The organism is Mycolicibacterium insubricum (assembly GCF_010731615.1).
In the GTDB taxonomy this organism is placed as follows: domain Bacteria; phylum Actinomycetota; class Actinomycetes; order Mycobacteriales; family Mycobacteriaceae; genus Mycobacterium; species Mycobacterium insubricum.
Genome location: NZ_AP022618.1, coordinates 2,967,481 through 2,987,099, shown reverse-complemented (window position 1 = coordinate 2,987,099; position 19,619 = coordinate 2,967,481). Strand labels below are relative to the sequence as shown.

The following is a 19,619-nucleotide window of genomic DNA, read 5'->3' as shown; positions in this document are numbered from 1 at the left end:
CCGACGGGATTCACTACTTCGGCGCGCCCACGCCGAACTTGCCGTTGTCGTCGAGGATGGTGACGGCAACGGTGCGTTCGGTGCCGCTGATCTTGACCTTGCAGTCGAAGCTGTGTTGCTTGAACGTCGGGTTCTTGCCGTCGTTGCAGACCACATCGGTGACGTTCTTGGCGTCGTAGCCATTGTCGGAGGCGGAGGCAGTGAGAACCTGCTCGACGCCGGTCTGCACCGCGGCGACGTCGAGCTGTTTGACCCAGAAGAAGCCCGGCTTCCAGAAGCCAGTGATCGCGATGGCGGCCGCGGCGACGACGAGAACGGTGCCCACCACAGCGAGAACCTTGGCCTTCCCACGCTTGGGCGTTGCCGCACCGGGATCCTCGGCGGGGCCAGGGTGGGCCGGGGGTGGCGGCAGCTGAACACCGCCGGGGACCGGAACGCTCGGTACGTAGGCTCCGGTCGGAGTTCCGGGCGGCGGATAGCCGGGAACATAGCCACCCGGGGCGGCGGGGTAGTCCGTCGTCGGCGTCAAATGTCCCGCCTCCGGGAGAACTGCGCCGGCCGGAGCCACCTGGGTGGGATCAGCGTGACCGAGCTGATTCGGATTGATACCAAGGCTGGCCAGGGGTGGAATGACCTGGGTCTTGTGCTCGTCACCGGTCGGCTCCGCCGGCGCGCCGGGAGGCACGGGGCCCGCGGCCGGATCGAATCCCGGATTTTCGGTCATCACAACTCCCTCGCACATCGGTACATGCCTGGTCGGCAAGAACAGCGTTGAGCTGAGCCTAGCGGTTGCGCGAGGGGGGCCGGACCGGATATTGGGCCGAGCGTGCCGCGGCTCACGGGGCGGTGAGCATCAGGTACTGCGCGGCGAGCCGCTGCCTCGTGCGGTTCTCCTGCATACCCCAGGCGTCGATTACGTACCGATCGACGGTCGTCAGGCAGTGCGTCCGCCCGAACGACGAGGGTGCGGTCTCCTGCAGGCACTGGGATCCGGGGAGCCCGGGTACCTTCTCGATCGGCTGGTACCCGTTTTTCGTGTAGTCCGCGACCAGGAAGTCGCGCAGCGCGGCGGCCGCAGCCGGGTCTCTGGTGCGCAGGACTGACGGCGCGCCGATCCCCAGTAGGTCCAGGCCGGTCTCGGTGAATATCCGCTGGTAGTCGTCGGGCGGGTCGTAGAACGTCACCGCGGCGTGTCCGCCGTAGACGCCCTCCATTCCCGTGCTTTCGCTGTCCTGGGGCAGCTGCAGGCGTGCCCACAGCCCGGTCGGGTCGACGGGCAGCGCGGCCAACTGGTCGAAGGGGGTGGGTGCGAAGGTGTCGATCAGCGGGCCCTGCCGGTCCAGGATGGCCGCGACCAACTCGGCCGAGGCCGCGGGCGTCGGCGTTTTGGCGATCTGGGCCAGCAGGTACGGGCCGCGCACGGTGAACGCCTGCACGACCTGGGTGCTCGTTCTGTCGGTCGGAGTCTCCTGGTAGACCCAGGCGCGGGTGTTCGGATAGCGCGGAATGGTGGTCGCGGTGGCGGCGGAGGTTTTCCGGCTGAAATCGTCGATGGGCGGCAGCGGCGCGGTGGCGATGATCCCGGGTGCCGCCGCGGCCGCGTCATCGGCGCCGGCGAAGACGGCGACGATGTTGGTGACATAGGTTTCCGTGCGGTCGTCGGTGTAGTCGAAGTCTTTGTCGGTGGCGGTGACCTCGAAACCGGAGACGAACCGGTGGCCGTCGGCGGCGGTGGTAACGGCCTCGTTGCCCAGCGCTAAGGCCAGTGACTTCTCGTTCCTGAGTGAGGACGGGGTCTTCGGGTGGTTCAGCGTGGGGTCCACCTGAAACGGCAGCACGGTGTAGTCGGCGACGCGGCGGGCCTCCGCCTCGCGGCCCGCCTGAAAACTGCCGGCCGCGCCTAGCGCAGCCCGCGGTGTGGTCGAAAAGTCGCCGGGGTCCAGGAGGTTCAGCACGACGGCGTTCGGGTCGAACCCGGGGTCGCGCTGTGCCGAGCCGGTGTACACCTTGGTGCAGCCGCTCAGCAGCAGACCCGTTGCAGTCAAAGTCATGGCGGCGGTGAGAAGTCCGCGGGTGGGTATCATGGCGTCCCTAACATATTCCAGTGTCTGGATTGGGTGGCCCGATTGTTTCCAGCAGGTCAAGTGGACATCAGCAACAGGTACTGGGCCGCGACCATCTGCTTGGCATTGGTTTCCTGGGGTGCGTGGACGTCGATGACGTATCGGTCAGCCTGTGCCAGACAGTGAATCGTCCGCGATGCCCCCGGGTATGCCTCCCGTTGGCGCAAACAGCGTGCGCCGGGAAGCCCGTTGACGACAGCTGTCACCTCATAGCCGGCACGCTGATAGTTCATTGCAGTGAAGTTGAGTAAAGTGCCGGCTGCCTTTGCGTCACGGGTCCGCAGAACGCTGGACTGTTCGTGGCCATAGAGGTCAACCCCGGCTTCGGTGAATCGTCGCTGCATTTCGTCGGGACGGGAGTAGAACGCCAGCGCGCCATGCGGTCCGTAGACCCCGTTCTCGACGGTCCGGTCCCTGTTGGCAGGCAGCAGGATCCGGGCCTCCAACCCACTGGGATCCAGCGGGATACTCGCCAACTGATCCGGAGGTGTCGGCGTGAAGCCATCGATCAACGGGCCCTGCTGATCGAGCGTGGCGGCGATCAGGTCCGCAGCGGCCGCCGGGCTCTGCGCTTTCGCCTGTTGCGCAAGGAGATACGGTCCCCGAGCGGTGAACGCCTCGACGATCTGCCACGAGGAGGTATCGGTGCGGCGCGCCTGGTAAGCCCACGCCCGGCTCTCGGGATGGCGGGGAATGGTGATTGCGGTGGTGGGGTAGGGGCTTTTCGTGTAGCTGTCGATCGGGGGATCTGAGGCTGTGATTGCCGTGGGCGCGGCGGCTGCGTCGGTGGCGGAGCCGAAGATCACGACGGTATTGCTCAACTCCTTCGTCGTCTGTGTGTTGTCGTCATTGTCTTTCGCTCGTGTCTGAAAGCCCGCGATCAGATTGTGGCTGTCGACCGCTGTCGCAATGGCGTCGTTGCCGAGATAGTCCGCCAGTGCGCGATTGGTCGCGATCACCCAGGGGAGGTCCGCGTGGTTGAGCGTGGGATCGGCCTGGAACGGCAGCAAGGTGTTTTCGGCAACTCGGTGGGCCTCGACCAGCCGTCCCACGTTGACGCTGCCGGCCGTGCCGATGGGTGCCCTCGGCTTGGTCGGGTAGTTGCCCGTGTCGAACAGCGCCGGGTTCACGGTGTTTGCGTCGTAGCCGTCGGCGCGTTGCACCGAGCCTGAATGTACCTGGGCGCAGCCGGTCAGAAATGACCCAACCGTCGTCAAAACCAGGATGGCGGAGAGCCGGTGGGCGCGTTTCATGGAGCCGTCAACATCAGATAGCCGGCTGCGAGTTTCTGCTTGGCGTCGTTCTCATACGACGAAGTGATTTCCAAGACGACGCGGTCGACGGCGACGCCACACCAGAAGGTGACGGTGTCGGACGAATACTCGGGTTCCTTGCGCTGGCACCGTGCCGCAGGCAGAGCCGTGACCCCGTCGATGGCTTGCCAACCATGGGTCGTTTGACTGGCTGCTTCCCAGTCGAGGTATTTCTGTGCGCTTGCCGCGTCTTTCGTTCGCGTTGCGATGCCGTCTTCGTTGATCAGCAGATCGACGCCCACCTCGTCGAACATCTTCTGTGCGGGAACCGGTCGGGTCGGTTGGAACAGCAGGGCCGCGTGTGGCCCGAAGCTGCCGTTGAACGCCGTACGCTCATCCCTTTTGGGCGTGATCATCCGTGTCTGCAGCCCGCTCGGGTCCATCGGCAGGTTCACCAGCTGATCCGGCGAGGTGGGCGTGAAGCCGTCGATCAGCGGGAGTTGCTGGTCCAATGTCCTACTGACGAGCGTCACGGGGTCGATCACGGAGCCCTGCTCGACGATCAGCCTCTGCAGGAGAACGTAACGGTCGTGTCCAGTGACGGCAACCATCAAGGTGTCCGACGAATTCAGGGATTCGTAGTGGACCGTCCACCGGACTGCGGCTGTGTCGGCGTAGCCGGGAATAGCGGTGGGAGCCAAGGCAATCGACGTATGGTCGGTCGATGACGTCTGGGTACTCACCACGGTCGTCATTGCGGCCGCCGCGCCCGCGGCATCCTTGTCGGACCCGAACATCAGGACCGCGTTCTGCAGCGTGCCGGTGTTGGCGGCCACAAACCCGGTGACAAAATTGTGGGCGGCCACGACGGGCGTCAGCCCCTTTGTGAACAGGCTTTGCCCGACGGATTCGGGCGTGTTCAAAACGGCGCAGTTAACAATCACCTGACTCATCCGAGTGGGGTCGACCTGGAAGGGGATCACGACGTGATCCGCCATCCGGTGTCCTTCGAGAATTGCGCCCGCGGCGGCGCTGCCGGCCTTCCCCAACGGGCCACGCGGCTGCGTCGGGTAGTTGCCGGTGTCCAGCAGTGCCGGATTCACGACGCCCGGGTCGTAGTTCTCGGCGCGCTGTGCCTCGCCGGAGTACACCTGGGCACATCCGGTCAGCAAAGAGGCGACCGCGGCCACCTCGGACGTAACGCGTAGAAGTCTGATTGCGGATGTCATGGGGCGGTCAGCATCAGGTAGCCCGCAGCGAGTTTCTGTTTGACGTCGTTTTCGTTCGAGGAAGAATTCTCGAACACGACACGGTCAACGGTGACGGCGCACCAGAACTGGGCGGTCTGGTACGGGCCCCGAGGGTCTTTGCGCATGCACCGGGCCGACGGTAGGCCGGGGACGCCGTCGATGGCCGTCCACCCCTGCTTAGCCTGATCGGCAACCTCCATGTCGAAATAGCCCCGTGCACTTGGGGCGTCTTTGGCTCGGATCAGAAATCCGTTCTGGTACACCATGAGATCGATGCCTAGTTCATCGAAGGCCTTCTGAGCGGCGACGGGTTGCGTCTGGAATATCAGTGCCCCGTGCCTGCCGTATTGCCCGTTGGTGGTGGTGCTCTCATCCTTTTTGGGTGCGATCATGCGTGCCTGCAGTCCGCTGGGATCCACCGGCAGGTTCGCCAGTTGATCCTGGGCGGTGGGGGTGAAGCCGTCGACGAGCGGTATCTGCTGATCGAGAGTGGCTGCGATCAGGTCGGCCGCGGCACCAGCGCTCGGAGTCTGGGCTCGTTGTACCAGCACGTAGGGCCCGTGCGCGGTGAAGGCTTGGACGACCTGCCAAGGAGCTTCGGTGGCTCGCGGCTCCTCATGGACCCAGGCGCGGGTGCCGGGATAGCGCGGAATGTCGATGGCACTGGTGGGGTAGGGTTCATTCATCAAACTGACGGCTGGGTTGGCGGCCGCGGCGATCGCCGAGCCAGCCGCGGCGGCATCTGCGGGCCTGGCGAAGATCGCGACGACATTGCTGAGCGACTCGTCCCAGTCATTGCTCCAGCTTTCCGGGTCCCAATCGCGATCGTCTCCATTGACCGCGCGGGCATTGAACCCGGCGACGAAACTATGTCCATTGAGAACCGGCTCAAGCGCGTGCTGGTTGTCCAGGTTTTGAGCCAGGGCCCTTTCGTCGTTGATGGCCTGTGGGGCAGACGCATGGACCAGTGTCGAATCGACTTGGAAGGGAACGACCACGTAGTCGGCGAGGCGGTGCGCCTCCAGGAGCGCGCCCGCAGCGGCGTTTCCGGCGATCCCGAGCGGATCCCGTGGTTTCGTCGGGTAATTGCCGGTGTCCAACAGTGCCGGATAGACGGTGCCGACATCGTATCCCTCAGCGCGTACGGCAGAGCCGGAATGTACCCGGGCGCAGCCGATTAGCACCAGCCCGACCACGCTCAACACTGCTGCGGCCCGTAGTCTACGCGCGGTTCTCACGACGTAGTCAGCATGAGATATCCGGCGGCCAGCTTCTGTCGAGCCACGAGCGCTTGACCAGCGTTCATTTCGAGGACAAAACGATCCTGAGGGATGGCACACCAATACTGGCTGGCCCCATCGGCGCTATCGGGCTTCTTACTCATGCAACGCGCCGCAGGCAGGCCGGCGACACCATCGGTGTCTTCCCATCCGGATTTGGCTTGAGTTCCGGCCAGCGAATCCAGAAACCGCTCGGCGCTGGCGGCGTCCTTGGCCCGGGTAAGGAACCCGTCCTCCTCGATCAGCAGGTCGATGCCGAGCTCGTTGAAGAGCGCCGGTGCGGCCAGGAGATCCGGCTGGAACACCAGCGCACCGTGCGGCCCGTAAGTGCCGTTCTCGACCGTCCGGTTGTCCTCGTCGGGCAGCAGCATCCGGGCGATGAGCCCGCTGGGATCCTTGGGCAGGTTGACGAGCTGATCTGGGGCGGTGGGGGTGAATCGGTCGATCAGCGGCAGCTGTTGATCGAGCGCCCTGGTGGCCAGGTCCGTCGCGGTTGCTGTGTCCTGCTGACTGATGGCCCGCTGGACAAGGACGTTCCGGCCGCGCGGTGTGAATGCGATGACGGAGTAGGTGGTCTTGTTCAGCAGGTCAAAGTGCTGTGACCAGGTACGTGCGACCGTTTCCGGGTGGTTCGGGATCGTCAGCGCAGTCACGGTCAGTGCATTGTTGTCGATCGCCGAGGTGCGGGTGTTGGATGCATCGGCCATTGCGGCCGCAGCGGCGGCGGCGTCCGCCTCCGTTTTGAATACCAGCACCGCGTTCTGCAAGTACAGGTTCTGGTTGAAGTCGGGCGCGTGGGCGTCGTTGGCCGATGCCGCGTAGCCGGTGATGTAGTTGTGGGGTTCGACGGCAGCGGCGAGCCCACTGCTCTCCAGATAGGCGCCGACGGCCTTCGGACGTCTCATCACCCCGGTGCCCATTCGCCCGACCTTCAGCAGGGTCTTGTCGACATCGAAGGGAAAGACGACGTTCTCGGCTAGGCGGTGCCCCTCAAGTACGGCACCCGCCGCAGCGTCCTCGGCGTTGCCGAGCGGGTCGCGCGGCTTCGTCGGATAGTTGCCGGTGTCCAAGAGTGCGAGGTTGACGGTATCCGCGTCATGACCGGGGTCGCGCTGCGCCGACCCCGGATACACCTGGGAGCAGCCGGTCAGCATGCCGAGCAGGACTACCGAGCCTGCCAGTCTGCGGGTGCGTGAAATCGTCACGTCGATTCCTGTCCTTATTTGATCTGCTTGGCCAATTGATCGACGAGCGCGGTGTTCAGGTAGCCGATGGCCGCTGGGCCGCCCGACGTCAAGGCCCAAACCGTGTCCGGCTGATCGACGATCACCGAGGTGCCGGTCAGTGAGCTGAACGAACTGGGCAGACCGCCGAAGCCACCGTTCTTGGCGGCAGGGTCCGTACGCAGGATGAGTACGACGTCGCTCTTGAGCCCGTAGGCATCCGCGGATTGGATCGGCATCTCGGTGACGCCAACCTTGGCGTCGGTGCCGTCCTCAATCTTGTCGAACTGGTAGCCGCCGAGCTTGTACCGGAAACCCAGTTGGGACAGGTAGCCGGCAGCCGGTGAATTGGGCAGTTGCAGGGTCAACCCGGCGGCAGAGAAATTCACCACGGAGATGGACTTGCCGACGAACTCGTGGTCGCGGCGCGCCTTGGCCGTGCTGACCGCCAGCTTCGAGATCAGCGCTTCACCGGCGGCCTGCTGGCCGAGAACCTTTGCCAGCCAGCTGATCTCGTCGGTCGAGGTCCACTGCAGGGCGCGGGACTTCGGCGCCGCGATCGTCGGCGCCTTCTCCGAGAGCGCCTTGAACGCGGACTCGTCGGCGGAGGTGTCGATGATCAGATCCGGTTTCACCGGTTCCAGACCCTTGACCTCGGCGTTGGCCAGCACGGTCGGGGATCCCTTGATCAGCGGGTTGAGCCAGCTCGGCACCGTGCCGCCCGGGGCCACCAGCGCCACCGGCTGCACACCCAGGGACAGCACCGTGTCGGCGTCCTGCAAAGTCATGGCGGCCACCGCGTCCGGGCGCGCGGCCACCTTCGTCTTGCCGAACGCGTGGGTGAACGTCTGCGACGGATACGGCGCCGGTGCGGGCCTCCGACCCGTCCAGAACCAGGTCCCGCCGGCCACCAGTGCGATCACCGCCAGCAGTGCGGCACCGATCAGCCACTTGCGCTTGCCGGATTTCGGATCGGCCTTCTTCACGGCGCTGTGCGAGGTGGGGGGCGCCGGGGTGGGGCCGCTGTTGGAGGCGTACGCCGGGACGGGGGTGGACATCGGGGCGCCGGCGGTGGGCGCGGGTCCCGAGGTGTACGGGCTCGATACCGTCGGCCCGGTCGGGGCGGTCATTCCGAAGGCGGCGGCGGCGGCCTCGGCCAGTTCCCTGGCGCTGCCGTAGCGCTGCGCCGGGTCCTTGGCCATGGCGCGGGCGACGACGGCGTCGATGGCCGGCGGCAGGTTCGGCATCACCTCGGTGACCCGCGGGGGAGGCGTGTTGACGTGGGCCAGCATCACCTCGGTGGTCGAGCCCGCGGTGGCGAACGGTGCACGTCCGGTCAGCAGCCGGTACAGCGAGCAGCCCAGCGAGTACAGATCGGAGCGGTAGTCGACGGCGCGTCCCTCGATCGACTCCGGTGAGGCGTAGGCGATGGTCACCATCACCGAACCGGTGGCGGTGAGGCGGTTGGCCTCGTCGAGCGCGCGGGCGATGCCGAAATCGGCCAGCAACACGCGTTCGCGCGGTCCGGGCTCACCGGCCAGCAGGAAGTTCGCCGGCTTGACGTCGCGGTGCAGCACATTGCGGCTGTGCGCGTAATCCAGCGCCTTGGCGACCCCGGTGACGACGTGGATCGCCCGGGCCGGGGTCATCGTGCCGGCGCGCAGGGCGGCGTCGGCGTCGGTGCCCTCGACGTACTGCATGGCGATCCACAACTGGCCGTCATCGGTCTGCCCGCGCGTGTAGACCCGCACGATGTTCGGGTGGTCCAGGGTGGCCGCGACATCCGCCTCGCGGATGAATCGGGTGCGGAACTGCTCGTCGCGGGAGAACTCCGCCGAGAGCACCTTGAGGGCGTCGCTGCGCGGCAGGGTTGGATGCCGGGCCAGGAACACCGAGCCCATGCCACCGCTGCCGATCTGGCGCTCGATGGTGTAGCCGGCGACGACGGATCCGGGTTGCAGTGTCATCGCAGCACCTCCGCGGCGCTAGCGGCGAAGGGAACCAGGGGAGCGGGAAGGGCTATCGAATAACGCACCAGCAAAGTCAAACACATGCAGCCGGGTGCTTGATGCAGTGTTTTCCGGTTCCCGCGCGCCGAGTTCGCCCGATTCCCGGCAGCGCGCGGCCTCCGAACGGCTTAGGAGGTGCCTTCGGCGATCCAGGCCTGGGCGGCGTCGACCTCACCGGCGGGGAAGTGCCGGATCTCGGCGGAGACGAAGTGCGCGCCGAGGTGCTCGGCGACGTCACCGAGCGGCGAGCCGGTCACCAGGGCGATCTTCTTCACGTGCTTCTGGTGGTCGCGGACGAAGCGGATATGGCTCACCAGCGCACCCAGCCCGTCCCAGCCCGGGAACGTCGGGGCATCGATAATCACGCCGGCCAGGTCCCCGGTCGCTTCGATCTGCGGGTCGACCACCTCGGCGAGCTGCCCGAAGTCCGATTTTTCGAAGTGGCCGGAAGGGCGCACGACGACGACGGAGGTGGTGGCGTCGAGGTCGATATCGATCATCGGTGTTTCTCGCTTTCTCGGGAGCACACGACGGCCTGGCGACCGCGGTGCTGCCGAGGGTACGGGCCGACGCCGACATTCGGGTGAATTGCACCCGGCGCTGTGTTCGCCGGGATATCCCTGGCCGACAGCGCGCAGCCGTCGCTGCTGCGGCTTCGCTTACCTCTATCCGCTGCCGGCGAGCAGCTTGTCGTAACGACGCCAGGCCTCGGCGACCGCCACCAGCAGATCGGGGGCATCGGTGGTCGTCTTGGTCGCCGACGCGGCCACCGACAGCAGCGCCCGCAGGTCAGCGAGCACCGGGGCCGCAGCCGCGGCGAACTCCGGGTTCTGCGGTGCGGGCAGGGTGGCGATGCGTCCGTCGATGGAGCTGAGTGCCAGCCGCAGCAGCTGGCCGAGTTCGGAGATCGGCATGGCCACCGGTTCGGTCAGCTCGCGCGGTGGCTGCGCGGCGGGCAGTGATGCCGGAGCGACCACCTGCGGCGGACCGCCGACCAGCTCGAACTGCAGCGTCGGCCCGTCCGGGTGTGCCAGTGCGATCACCGTGCCGTCGTTGATGATGACGACACCGCGTCGGGCCCCGTTGACGAAGATGCCCTTGCTGCTTCGGTCGGTGGCGACCCAGTCGCCGTCGTCGAAGGACAGTTCCAGGTGGGTGCGGGACACGAAGTCGTAGCCGAGCCAGATCTGGCTGGCCGGGTCGCGGCCGACGGCGACCAGGGGCCCGTCGGGATCGAGGTGATGCCACTCGGCACCACTGCGTACGGCGAGCCACGGGCGGCGATCGGGTTCCACGCATCCGAGCTTAAATCCCGCCGAAGTTGCTCACCTGCGGCAATTTCGGCGCCCGGTGCACCCGGGGCGACGTGGTCGCGCGGGGTGGACTGCTCGGCGAGTCGGTGCCGTCGTCCCGGTGTTGCGGACCCGGCCGCGCACGGCTGTGAGATCGGGACAATACTGATAGCCGCCGTTACCTATGCCACAAGCATGTGACCACCAAGACGCCGGGAGACACCTATGAGCGCTGAGCAACCGACCATCATCTACACGCTGACCGACGAGGCGCCGCTGCTGGCGACCTATGCCTTCCTGCCGGTTATCCGCACCTTCGCCGGGGCTGCCGGTATCGATGTGCGGTCCAGCGATATTTCGGTTGCCGCGCGCATCCTGGCCGAGTTCCCCGACTACCTGACCGACGAGCAGCGGGTCCCGGACAACCTCGCCGAACTGGGCCGGCTGACCCAGCTGTCGGACACAAACATCATCAAGCTGCCCAACATCAGCGCCTCGGTGCCCCAGCTCAAGGCGGCCATCAAGGAGCTGCAGGACAAGGGCTACGCGCTGCCGGAATTCCCCGACGATCCCAAGACTGACGCGGAAAAGGAAGTCCGCAGCCGCTACACCAAGTGCCTCGGCAGTGCGGTGAACCCCGTTCTGCGGGAAGGCAACTCGGATCGTCGCGCGCCGCGCGCGGTGAAGGAGTACGCCCGCAAGCACCCGCACAGCATGGGCAAGTGGTCTCCTGCGTCGCGCACCCACGTCGCGCACATGACCGACGGCGACTTCTACCACGGTGAGAAGTCGATGACCCTGGACCGCGACGTCGACGCGAAGATGGAGCTGGTCACCAAGAGCGGCGAGACCATCGTGCTCAAGCCCAAGGTGCACCTGGACGAGGGCGACGTCATCGACAGCATGTACATGTCCAAGAAGGCATTGTGCGAGTTCTACGAGGAGCAGATGGAGGACGCCTACAAGACCGGCGTGATGTTCTCCCTGCACGTCAAGGCGACCATGATGCGGGTGAGCCACCCCATCGTCTTCGGTCACGCGGTCAAGGTGTTCTACAAGGACGCGTTCGCCAAGCACCAGAAGCTGTTCGACGAGTTGGGCGTCAACGTCAACAACGGTCTGTCCGACCTGTACAGCAAGATCGAGTCGCTGCCCGCGTCGCTGCACGAGGAGATCATCGAGGACCTGCACGCCTGCCACGAGCACCGCCCCGAGCTGGCCATGGTCGACTCCGCCCGCGGCATCTCCAACTTCCACTCGCCCAGCGACGTCATCGTCGACGCGTCGATGCCGGCGATGATCCGCGCCGGCGGCAAGATGTACGGCGCCGACGGCAAGCTCAAGGACACCAAGGCCGTTAACCCCGAGTCGACGTTCTCCCGGATCTACCAGGAGATGATCAACTTCTGTAAGACCAACGGCCAGTTCGACCCGACCACCATGGGCACCGTGCCCAACGTCGGTCTGATGGCGCAGAAGGCCGAGGAGTACGGCTCCCACGACAAGACCTTCGAGATCTCCGAGGACGGTGTGGCCAACATCGTCGACATCGAGACCGGTGAGGTGCTGCTCTCGGAGAACGTCGAGGCCGGCGACATCTGGCGCCTGTGCATCGTCAAGGACGCCCCGATCCGGGACTGGGTCAAGCTGGCCGTCACCCGGGCCCGCCAATCCGGCATGCCGGTGGTGTTCTGGCTCGACGACGAGCGCCCGCACGAGAACGAGCTGCGCAAGAAGGTCACCACCTACCTCAAGGATTACGACACGGAGGGCCTCGACATCAAGATCATGTCGCAGGTGTGGGCCATGCGCTGGACCCTGGAGCGCCTGGTTCGTGGCCTGGACACCATCTCGGCCACCGGCAACATCCTGCGCGACTACCTCACCGACCTGTTCCCGATCCTGGAACTGGGCACCAGCGCCAAGATGCTGTCGATCGTGCCGCTAATGGCAGGCGGCGGTATGTACGAGACCGGTGCCGGCGGCTCGGCTCCCAAGCACGTCAAGCAGCTGGTGGAGGAGAACCACCTGCGGTGGGACTCCCTCGGCGAGTTCCTGGCGCTGGCGGTCAGCCTGGAGGACCTCGGGATCAAAACCGGCAACCCCCGGGCCAAGGTGCTGGCGCAAACCCTGGACGCGGCGACCGGGCGGCTGCTCGACGACGACAAGAGCCCGTCGCGCAAGACCGGTGAGCTCGACAACCGCGGCAGCCAGTTCTACCTGGCGATGTACTGGGCCCAGGAGCTGGCCGCCCAGACCGAGGACGCCGAGCTGGCCGCGCAGTTCGCGCCGCTGGCCGCCTCCCTGGCCGAGAACGAGGACGCGATCGTCAAGGAACTGGCGGCCGTGCAGGGCAAGCCGGTGGACATCGGCGGCTACTACAAGTCCGATCCGGGGAAGACCGAGGCCGTGATGCGGCCGAGCAAGACGTTCAACCGGCTGCTGGCGGACGTTCAGGCGTAGGTGCGGCTGAGCCGGGTGGCATCAGGACGCCACCCGGCACAGCGCCGCCGGACTCCGCGGCTATTCCACCGGATCGGCGATCCGGAATCCGAGTTGCACGGCGCGCCAGCGAGGTCCAGAACGACTGAAAGCAACCCCCGGCCTGCGAGCGCTAGGCCGGGCGAGCGGTCACCGGGATGATGACGGTGCCCTTACACGCGCCGGCGTCGATGGTCGTCGCGATGGACCCGGTCAGTGAGCCGTCGGGCTGGGGAACGTAGGTGGTCACGGTGTGCGCTTGGTCGTAGATGATGGTCCGGTCCGGCATCAGGCAGTCCCAACGCCAGTCCCGAGCCTTCTCCCACTGGGTGCCGGTCCACTGCAGCGACACCGTCGGGGCGACGTTGTCCTTGGGGGCCGGTCCGTCCACCGATTTGGCTTCGCAGGTGCCTGAGGAGCAGTCGGTAGTGAATTGGTAGGACGCGGTGTACGGCGTCTCGGGTTGGCCGGCGGCCATGCTGGTGCCGGTCTTCTGATCGGTGTGGAAGGTGATCTTGTACCAGCCGTTCCAGGACGGGTCGTCGGCGTGGGCTCCGGGTGCGGTGAGGGCCGCAGTCGCCAGCAGAGCGCAGGTCAGTGCGGTGCGGGTCATCGATCCAGCGTGTGTCATGTGGACTCCCAGCGTCGATCAACGTGTCGGCAGTCTTTACTGTGACAGATGGGTGTGATGTGACGGCGGATTTCCCGCGGCGGCCGCGTGTGGCAGCGGTCGGCGTCGGTGCGGTTCGGTAGGGTCGCTGACCGTGAATCCGAGCGCCACCGTCAAACCCGTAACTTCCCGCATCGCCGAGGAACTGGCGATCACCGAAAACCAGGCGCGTGCCGCCGTCGCGCTGCTCGACGAGGGCGCGACCGTCCCGTTCATCGCCCGGTACCGCAAGGAGGCCACCGGCAGCCTCGACGACGGGCAATTGCGCACCCTGGAAGAACGGCTGCGCTACCTGCGTGAGCTCGACGACCGCCGTCAGGCCATCTGGTCGTCCATCGACGAACAGGGCAAGCTGACCGACACCCTGCGCGGTGCGCTGCTGGCCGCCGACACCAAGGCCCGGCTCGAAGACATCTACCTGCCGTACAAACCCAAGCGGCGCACCAAGGCCCAGATCGCCCGGGAAGCCGGCCTGGAACCCCTGGCCGATGCGTTGCTGGCCGACCCGTCGGTGGATCTGAGTGTCGAGGCGGGCGGCTATCTGGGTTCCGAGATTCCCGACGCCTCAGCGGCGCTGGACGGAGCCCGACACATCCTGGTCGAACGGGCCGCCGAGGACGCCGAGCTGGTCGGCGCGATCCGGGAGAAGTTCTTCGCCGAGTCGCGCCTGCGCACCGCGCCGTGGTCCGAAGAGGTCGCCAAGAGCGCTGAGGCGCAGAAATTTCGGGACTACTTCGACTTCTCCGAGGAACTGGGGACGCTGCCGTCGCACCGGGTTTTGGCGGTGTTGCGTGCCGAGAAGGAGAAGATCCTGACGGTCACCTTCGACCCCGGCGACGACGCGGTCTACCAGGCGATGATCGCCGCCACCCTCGGCGTGGACCTCTCGGCGACGGGGCCCGCGGGCGCCTGGCTGGCGGCCACCGTCGGGTTCGCCTGGCGGACCCGACTGATGTTCTCCGCGGCCGTCGACGCCCGGGTCCGGTTGCGCCAGCGCGCCGAGCACGACGCCGTCGGGGTGTTCGCCACCAACCTCAAGGACCTGCTGCTGGCCGCCCCGGCCGGGCAACGCGCCACCCTCGGCCTGGACCCGGGATTCCGCACCGGGGTCAAGGTGGCGGTCGTCGACGGCACCGGCAAGGTCGTCGACACCTGCGCGATCTTCCCGCACCAGCCGCAGAAGCAGTGGGATCAGGCCAAGGCGACCCTGGCGGCGCTGATCGCGCGCCACGGGGTGGAACTGGTCGCTATCGGCAACGGCACCGCCTCCCGGGAGACCGACGCGCTGGCCACCGAGTTGCTCGCCGACATCGCATCGGCGGGCGGGAAGGTTCCGGCCAAGGCCATGGTCAGTGAGGCCGGTGCGTCGGTGTACTCGGCCTCGGCGTACGCCGCCCACGAGCTGCCCGAGCTCGACGTCACCCTGCGCGGCGCGGTGTCGATCGCCCGGCGCCTTCAGGATCCGCTGGCCGAACTGGTGAAGATCGAGCCGAAATCCATTGGTGTGGGTCAGTATCAGCACGATGTCACCCCGGCGAACCTGGCGCGCAGCCTCGACGCCGTCGTCGAGGATGCCGTCAACGCCGTCGGGGTGGACCTGAACACCGCCTCGGTGCCGCTGCTGTCGCGGGTTTCCGGGATCACCGAGAGCCTGGCCGAGTCGATTGTCGCGCATCGGGATTCGGCCGGGGCGTTCCCGAACCGATCGGCGCTGCTGCAGGTTCCGCGCCTGGGCCCCAAGGCTTTCGAGCAGTGCGCGGGGTTCCTGCGGATCCGCGGCGGCGACGATCCGCTGGACGCTTCCGGTGTGCATCCCGAGGCCTACCCGGTGGTGCGCCGGATCCTGGACCGCTCCGGGGTCAGCCTCGCCGAGATCATCGGCGACGAGCGCAAGCTCGGTGCGCTCAAGCCCGCCGATTTCGCCGACGACCGGTTCGGCATCCCGACCGTCGTCGACATTCTTACCGAGCTGGCCAAACCCGGCCGGGATCCGCGCCCGGCGTTTACCACCGCGACTTTCGCGGCCGGGGTGCACAAGGTCGGCGACCTCAAACCCGGCATGGTGCTCGAGGGCGTGGTCACCAACGTGGCGGCGTTCGGGGCGTTTGTCGACGTCGGTGTGCACCAGGACGGGCTGGTGCACGTGTCGGCGATGTCCGATCGCTTCGTGTCCGATCCGCACGAGGTGGTGCGTTCCGGGCAGGTGGTGCGGGTCAAGGTGCTCGACGTCGACGTGGACCGCCAGCGGATCAGCCTGAGCCTGCGGCTCAAAGACGAGGCGGGGGCTGGTCGCAAGCCGGCCGGCCGGGACCAGAAGCCGGGCGAGCGGGGTGGTCAGCCGGGCCAGCGCGGGCAGAACGGCCAGGGTGGTCAGCGCGGCGGTGGCCAGCGGGGCAAGCAAGGTGGTGGTCGTGACGGCCGCCGGAGTGAGGCCGCGCCCGGCGGTTCGATGGCCCAGGCCCTGCGGGACGCCGGTTTCGGCCGCTGACGGCGGGGCTGCTCGTCGGCGGTGACGTCGGCGAGCAGCCTGCTATTCGACGGGCAGCTTGAGGACTTGGTTGTTGTCGGAATCGGCAACATAGACGTTCCCGGACGCATCGACGGCGACGCCGAACGCAGTGCCGATGCCGGTGAAGGGAAGCTCGCTTTGCGCGCCGGTACCGAGGTCGAGCCTGAGGACTCGGCCGTCGCCAGTGTCGGAGTTGTCCGTGACATAGAGATTTCCGTTGGTGTCGACGGCCAGACCGAAGGGGTGACGGAGGCCGGTCAACGGCAGCTCGGTCGGGGCGGTACCACGGTTGGCCAGTTTGAGAACCCGGCCTCCGCGTACTTCACTGAGTTAGACATTGCCGTTGGTGTCGACGGCTACGCCGCCGGGCACGCTCAACCCGGTGAAATCCAATTCCGTGGGGATGGACGCGCCGCGGTCGAGCCTGACTGCCTTGCTGGTGCCTGCGTTGACGACGTAAATATTGCCGCTGCCGTCGACGGCGACGCCCTCCGGATCAGCGAATCCGGTGAAGGGCAGGTCACTTTGGCGGTGAGTGTCGGCTTCGATCTCGACAACTCGATTGTTTCCGGGGTCGGTGACGATGATGGCGGTGCTGCGTGTCGCGTCGAGGGCAATTCCGAATGGGGAACTGAACCGTTCGTTGAGGGGGATTTCGATCTGGGAGTTGGTGACGGCGTCGAGTTCGAGCACCCGGCGGTTGGCGAAATCGGTGACGAAGACATTGCCGCCGGCGTCGACGACCACTCCCGAAGGACGTCGGAGGCCGGTGAAGGGCAGGGCCACTTGTTCGCCGTAGGACCCCGGCTTGTGTGAAGTCTCATTCACGGCGGTGGCGATGCCGACGACGAGCAGCACTACCGCTGCTGCTGCGCCGAGGAGCGGGAGTTTTCGGCGGGATTTCTTCGGCGGTTGCGGTCCGGCCGGTGCGGGTGGCTCGGCGGCGGCCGGGCTCGGTGCTGGCTCGCCCACGGGCTTGGCGATGTGTTGGGTGGGTGGGCCTTGCCAGGCGGAGACCGGGGGTTCGGCGATCACGGTCGTCGGTGCTGCGGCAATGGCTTGCTCGGGCAAGGGGGCCGGTTGTTCCACGGCCTGGGTTGATGGTTGGGCGGGTGCGGCCAGCGCGTTGCGGGCCGCGGTGGCGAGGTCTTTGGCGTTTTGGTATCGCTGTTCCGGTTCTTTGGCCAGGCCGGTGGCGATGACGGTGTCGAAGGCGGGGGACAGGCCGACGGCGGATGGTTGCGGGGGCGGGGTATTGATGTGGCCGGCGATCTGGCGTTGCAGGGTGTCGCCGGGGAAGGTGCGGGTTCCGGTGAGTGCTTCGTAGAGGACGCAGGTCAGGGCGTAGATGTCGGAGCGGTGGTCGATGTCGTCGCTGGTGAAGCGTTCGGGTGCCATGTAGTTGACGGTGCCCAGGGTGTTGCCGGTGCCGGTTAACGCCGAGTCGGTGGCGGCGCGGGCGATGCCGAAGTCGATGAGGTAGGCGTTGTCGTCGACGTCGAGCAGGATGTTGGACGGTTTGACGTCGCGGTGCACGAGTCCGGCGCGGTGGGCGGCTTGTAGTGCTCCGGCGATGTGTTCGATGATCGTGACCGCGCGGGCGGGATCGAGGGGGCCTGCGGCGATTTCACCGGCCAGGTCGTGGCCGTCGATCAGCGCCATGTCGACGTAGAGGCGGCCGTCGATTTCGCCGTAGTCGTGGATCGGGACGATGTGCGGGTGGTGCAGCCGCGCGGCGGCGTGCGCTTCGCGGCGGAAGCGTTGCTCGAAGTTGGGGTCGGTGGCCAGCTGGGCGGGCAGGACCTTGACGGCGACGATGCGGTCGGTGTTGGTGTCATGGGCCCGCCACACTTCGCCCATACCGCCGCGGCCGAGCAGCTCGATCAGCCGGTAACGCCCGAACGGTGTCCCGTCCACCCAGAATCCGTTGCCTTTTGGTGAGCGAATGTGAGTCCGCTTGTTCATTAGGCAGCCTCGCCTTGTGGTGAGGCGGTCCCCGTCTGATCCACCAGCTGGTGGTGCGGGGTTGACGCTTCGCAGCCTGCTGCCGCACCCGCTGGCGCGGTTTCGGTCTCACGCGTGGCTCCACGTCCTGCCGCCGGGCCACTCCCGGCGGGACTCTGTTCACCCCGGGTACGGGGTTCGCCGAGTCGGGCGAGGTTGATCGCAGCACCCAGATCACGATCAATCGGGGGTGCGTCGCAGTCGTCACAGATGAAGGTCCGGTCGGCGAGGGTGAGGTTTGGCTTTCGCCTCCCACACGCCACACAGGTCTTCGACGACGGGAAAAACCGGTCCGCCTCCACCAACGTGGAACCGTACCAGCGAGACTTGTAGCCCAGCATCCGCCGGATCTCGGCCAGGGCAGCATCAGCCAGGGCGCGGTTGAGACCCCGCTTACGGGCCCCACCTGTGGCGCGCATCCCGGCCGCGTTCAGCGTTTCGACGACCACAATCTGGTGCTGCTGGGCCAGCCGAGTGGTGGCCTTGTGCAGGACATCACGGCGCACCGCCGCCGCGCGGGCATGGGTGCGCCCGATGCGGGCCGCAGTTTTGCGCCACCGCTTCGACGGAGTCTGTCGGGTCTTGGTGACCGGATCGTAGGGGCCGTGCTGGCGGGCGGCGCGGCGCCCCAACACCCGCAACCGGGACTGCGCGGCACTCAAGGACTTCGGTGCCCGGATCCGGTCGACCTCGATCCCGTCGGGACTCGCCACGACCAGCAGGGCATCGGCTTTCACCCCGACATCGACACCGACCACCGGGTGCATCGACCGGCGTGCATGCGCGGGTCGGGTCTTGGCGGCCACGATGGCCTGCAACGCGCAGTACCAGCGCCCGGCACTGTCTTGACCCACGGTCGCCGACAAGATCCGGGCTGTGCCCAACTCGATCCGGCGGGCGAGCTTGCGGGTCGACTCATGGGTACGGATCGCACCCAGGCGCGGCAGGCTGACATGGCGACGATCAGCCTCAACCCGAATCACACCGGTGGTGAACCGCACCGACCGCCGAGCACGCGCGGTTTTGAACCGCGGGAATCCGACCGGTTTCCCGGCCCGGCGGCCCGTGCGGGACTTCGACCACGCGTCCAGGCCGCGGGCCAACCCATCCAGGCCGCTGTTGTAGGCCTCCTTCGAGTTCTGCGCCCACCACGGCGCCACCTGATCCTTGCGGGCATTCCACACCTTGCGCAACGCCGGCAACGACCACCGCAGCGCCGGCGTCAACTGATCCTCGGGGATGCCATAGGAACGTTCGGCGGCCCGCTGATCCATCACCGATTTCACCAACGCCAGCATGTGATTGTGCGCGAACCGTGCCGCACCGGCATGAGACGCCAACGCCCGCAACTGCACCGGCGTCGGATCCAGCGCGAACCGATACGCCTGGACCGTCCACCCCTCGGGAATCTCAAACCTCGCCACTGCCACCGGCCCCCACCGCAGCCACCGCACTGGTGCCGCCGTGTGTGGTGGCGGTAATCTCCGCAACCACTCGCATCCGCCCACCATGGTCCATAACCAGC

The 19,619-nt window shown here is 66.8% G+C and carries 15 protein-coding genes; 2 read left to right on the top strand and 13 right to left on the bottom strand.

All coding sequences use genetic code 11. The annotated features are described in order from the left end of the window. Window positions 1-13 precede the first annotated feature (13 nt). The 9 genes from G6N16_RS14160 to G6N16_RS14120 all read right to left on the bottom strand — a co-directional run bounded on the left by G6N16_RS14160 (window position 14) and on the right by G6N16_RS14120 (window position 10,433). Window positions 14-724: a DUF4333 domain-containing protein gene (locus G6N16_RS14160; RefSeq protein WP_163787889.1), complete on the bottom strand. Its 711-nt coding sequence runs from the start codon at window positions 722-724 to the stop codon at window positions 14-16. Window positions 725-836: 112 nt separating this feature from the next. Further along, entirely contained in the window at window positions 837-2,084 is a 1,248-nt protein-coding gene (locus tag G6N16_RS14155; protein ID WP_083029022.1) for a DUF7373 family lipoprotein, read from the bottom strand. 56 nt (window positions 2,085-2,140) lie between these two features. Further along, a complete protein-coding gene (locus G6N16_RS14150) occupies window positions 2,141-3,376 on the bottom strand; it encodes a DUF7373 family lipoprotein (RefSeq protein ID WP_133052857.1) in 1,236 nt (411 codons plus the stop codon). Further along, window positions 3,373-4,566 (bottom strand): DUF7373 family lipoprotein, encoded by a 1,194-nt coding sequence (locus G6N16_RS14145; RefSeq protein ID WP_083029020.1) that lies wholly within the window; start codon window positions 4,564-4,566, stop codon window positions 3,373-3,375. Before G6N16_RS14145 ends, G6N16_RS14150 begins: the two co-directional genes overlap by 4 nt. A gap of 35 nt (window positions 4,567-4,601) precedes the next feature. Then, window positions 4,602-5,831 carry a DUF7373 family lipoprotein gene (locus G6N16_RS14140; protein ID WP_083029019.1) on the bottom strand — a complete coding sequence of 410 codons (1,230 nt, stop codon included), beginning with the start codon at window positions 5,829-5,831 and terminating at the stop codon, window positions 4,602-4,604. A 29-nt stretch (window positions 5,832-5,860) separates the two neighbouring features. Beyond that, window positions 5,861-7,111 (bottom strand): DUF7373 family lipoprotein, encoded by a 1,251-nt coding sequence (locus tag G6N16_RS14135; RefSeq protein WP_133052856.1) that lies wholly within the window; start codon window positions 7,109-7,111, stop codon window positions 5,861-5,863. A 14-nt stretch (window positions 7,112-7,125) separates the two neighbouring features. Next, the gene (locus G6N16_RS14130; RefSeq protein ID WP_083029017.1) at window positions 7,126-9,096 is read right to left on the bottom strand and encodes a serine/threonine-protein kinase; all 1,971 of its coding nucleotides are present in this window, start codon (window positions 9,094-9,096) and stop codon (window positions 7,126-7,128) included. A gap of 170 nt (window positions 9,097-9,266) precedes the next feature. After that, window positions 9,267-9,638, bottom strand: coding sequence for a SpoIIAA family protein (locus tag G6N16_RS14125; RefSeq protein WP_083029016.1), 372 nt, complete (start codon window positions 9,636-9,638; stop codon window positions 9,267-9,269). Window positions 9,639-9,803: 165 nt separating this feature from the next. Next, window positions 9,804-10,433, bottom strand: coding sequence for an FHA domain-containing protein (locus G6N16_RS14120; protein ID WP_083029015.1), 630 nt, complete (start codon window positions 10,431-10,433; stop codon window positions 9,804-9,806). 222 nt (window positions 10,434-10,655) lie between these two features. Between G6N16_RS14120 and G6N16_RS14115 the strand changes: the two genes are divergently transcribed. Continuing rightward, window positions 10,656-12,893 carry an NADP-dependent isocitrate dehydrogenase gene (locus G6N16_RS14115; RefSeq protein ID WP_083029014.1) on the top strand — a complete coding sequence of 746 codons (2,238 nt, stop codon included), beginning with the start codon at window positions 10,656-10,658 and terminating at the stop codon, window positions 12,891-12,893. A 151-nt stretch (window positions 12,894-13,044) separates the two neighbouring features. Here G6N16_RS14115 and G6N16_RS14110 read toward each other — a convergent pair whose 3' ends face one another. After that, complete coding sequence (locus tag G6N16_RS14110) at window positions 13,045-13,542, bottom strand: Rv2253 family sensor-like surface protein (RefSeq protein WP_133052855.1); 498 nt, start codon at window positions 13,540-13,542, stop codon at window positions 13,045-13,047. A 133-nt stretch (window positions 13,543-13,675) separates the two neighbouring features. Here G6N16_RS14110 and G6N16_RS14105 point away from each other — a divergent pair, with 133 nt between their 5' ends. Further along, a complete protein-coding gene (locus G6N16_RS14105) occupies window positions 13,676-16,069 on the top strand; it encodes a Tex family protein (protein WP_110810689.1) in 2,394 nt (797 codons plus the stop codon). Window positions 16,070-16,111: 42 nt separating this feature from the next. Here the strand turns inward: G6N16_RS14105 and G6N16_RS14100 are convergent, their stop codons facing one another. From G6N16_RS14100 to tnpB, 3 genes are all read right to left on the bottom strand, one after another. Then, window positions 16,112-16,351 carry an NHL repeat-containing protein gene (locus G6N16_RS14100; RefSeq protein WP_163787888.1) on the bottom strand — a complete coding sequence of 80 codons (240 nt, stop codon included), beginning with the start codon at window positions 16,349-16,351 and terminating at the stop codon, window positions 16,112-16,114. 69 nt (window positions 16,352-16,420) lie between these two features. Continuing rightward, on the bottom strand, window positions 16,421-18,055 hold the full coding sequence (locus G6N16_RS14095; protein ID WP_083029010.1) for a serine/threonine-protein kinase: 1,635 nt from the start codon (window positions 18,053-18,055) through the stop codon (window positions 16,421-16,423). Next, window positions 18,055-19,524 carry an IS607 family element RNA-guided endonuclease TnpB gene (gene tnpB, locus G6N16_RS14090; RefSeq protein WP_235674074.1) on the bottom strand — a complete coding sequence of 490 codons (1,470 nt, stop codon included), beginning with the start codon at window positions 19,522-19,524 and terminating at the stop codon, window positions 18,055-18,057. The genes G6N16_RS14095 and tnpB overlap by 1 nt, the downstream gene beginning before the upstream one ends. Between the last annotated feature and the right edge of the window lie 95 nt (window positions 19,525-19,619).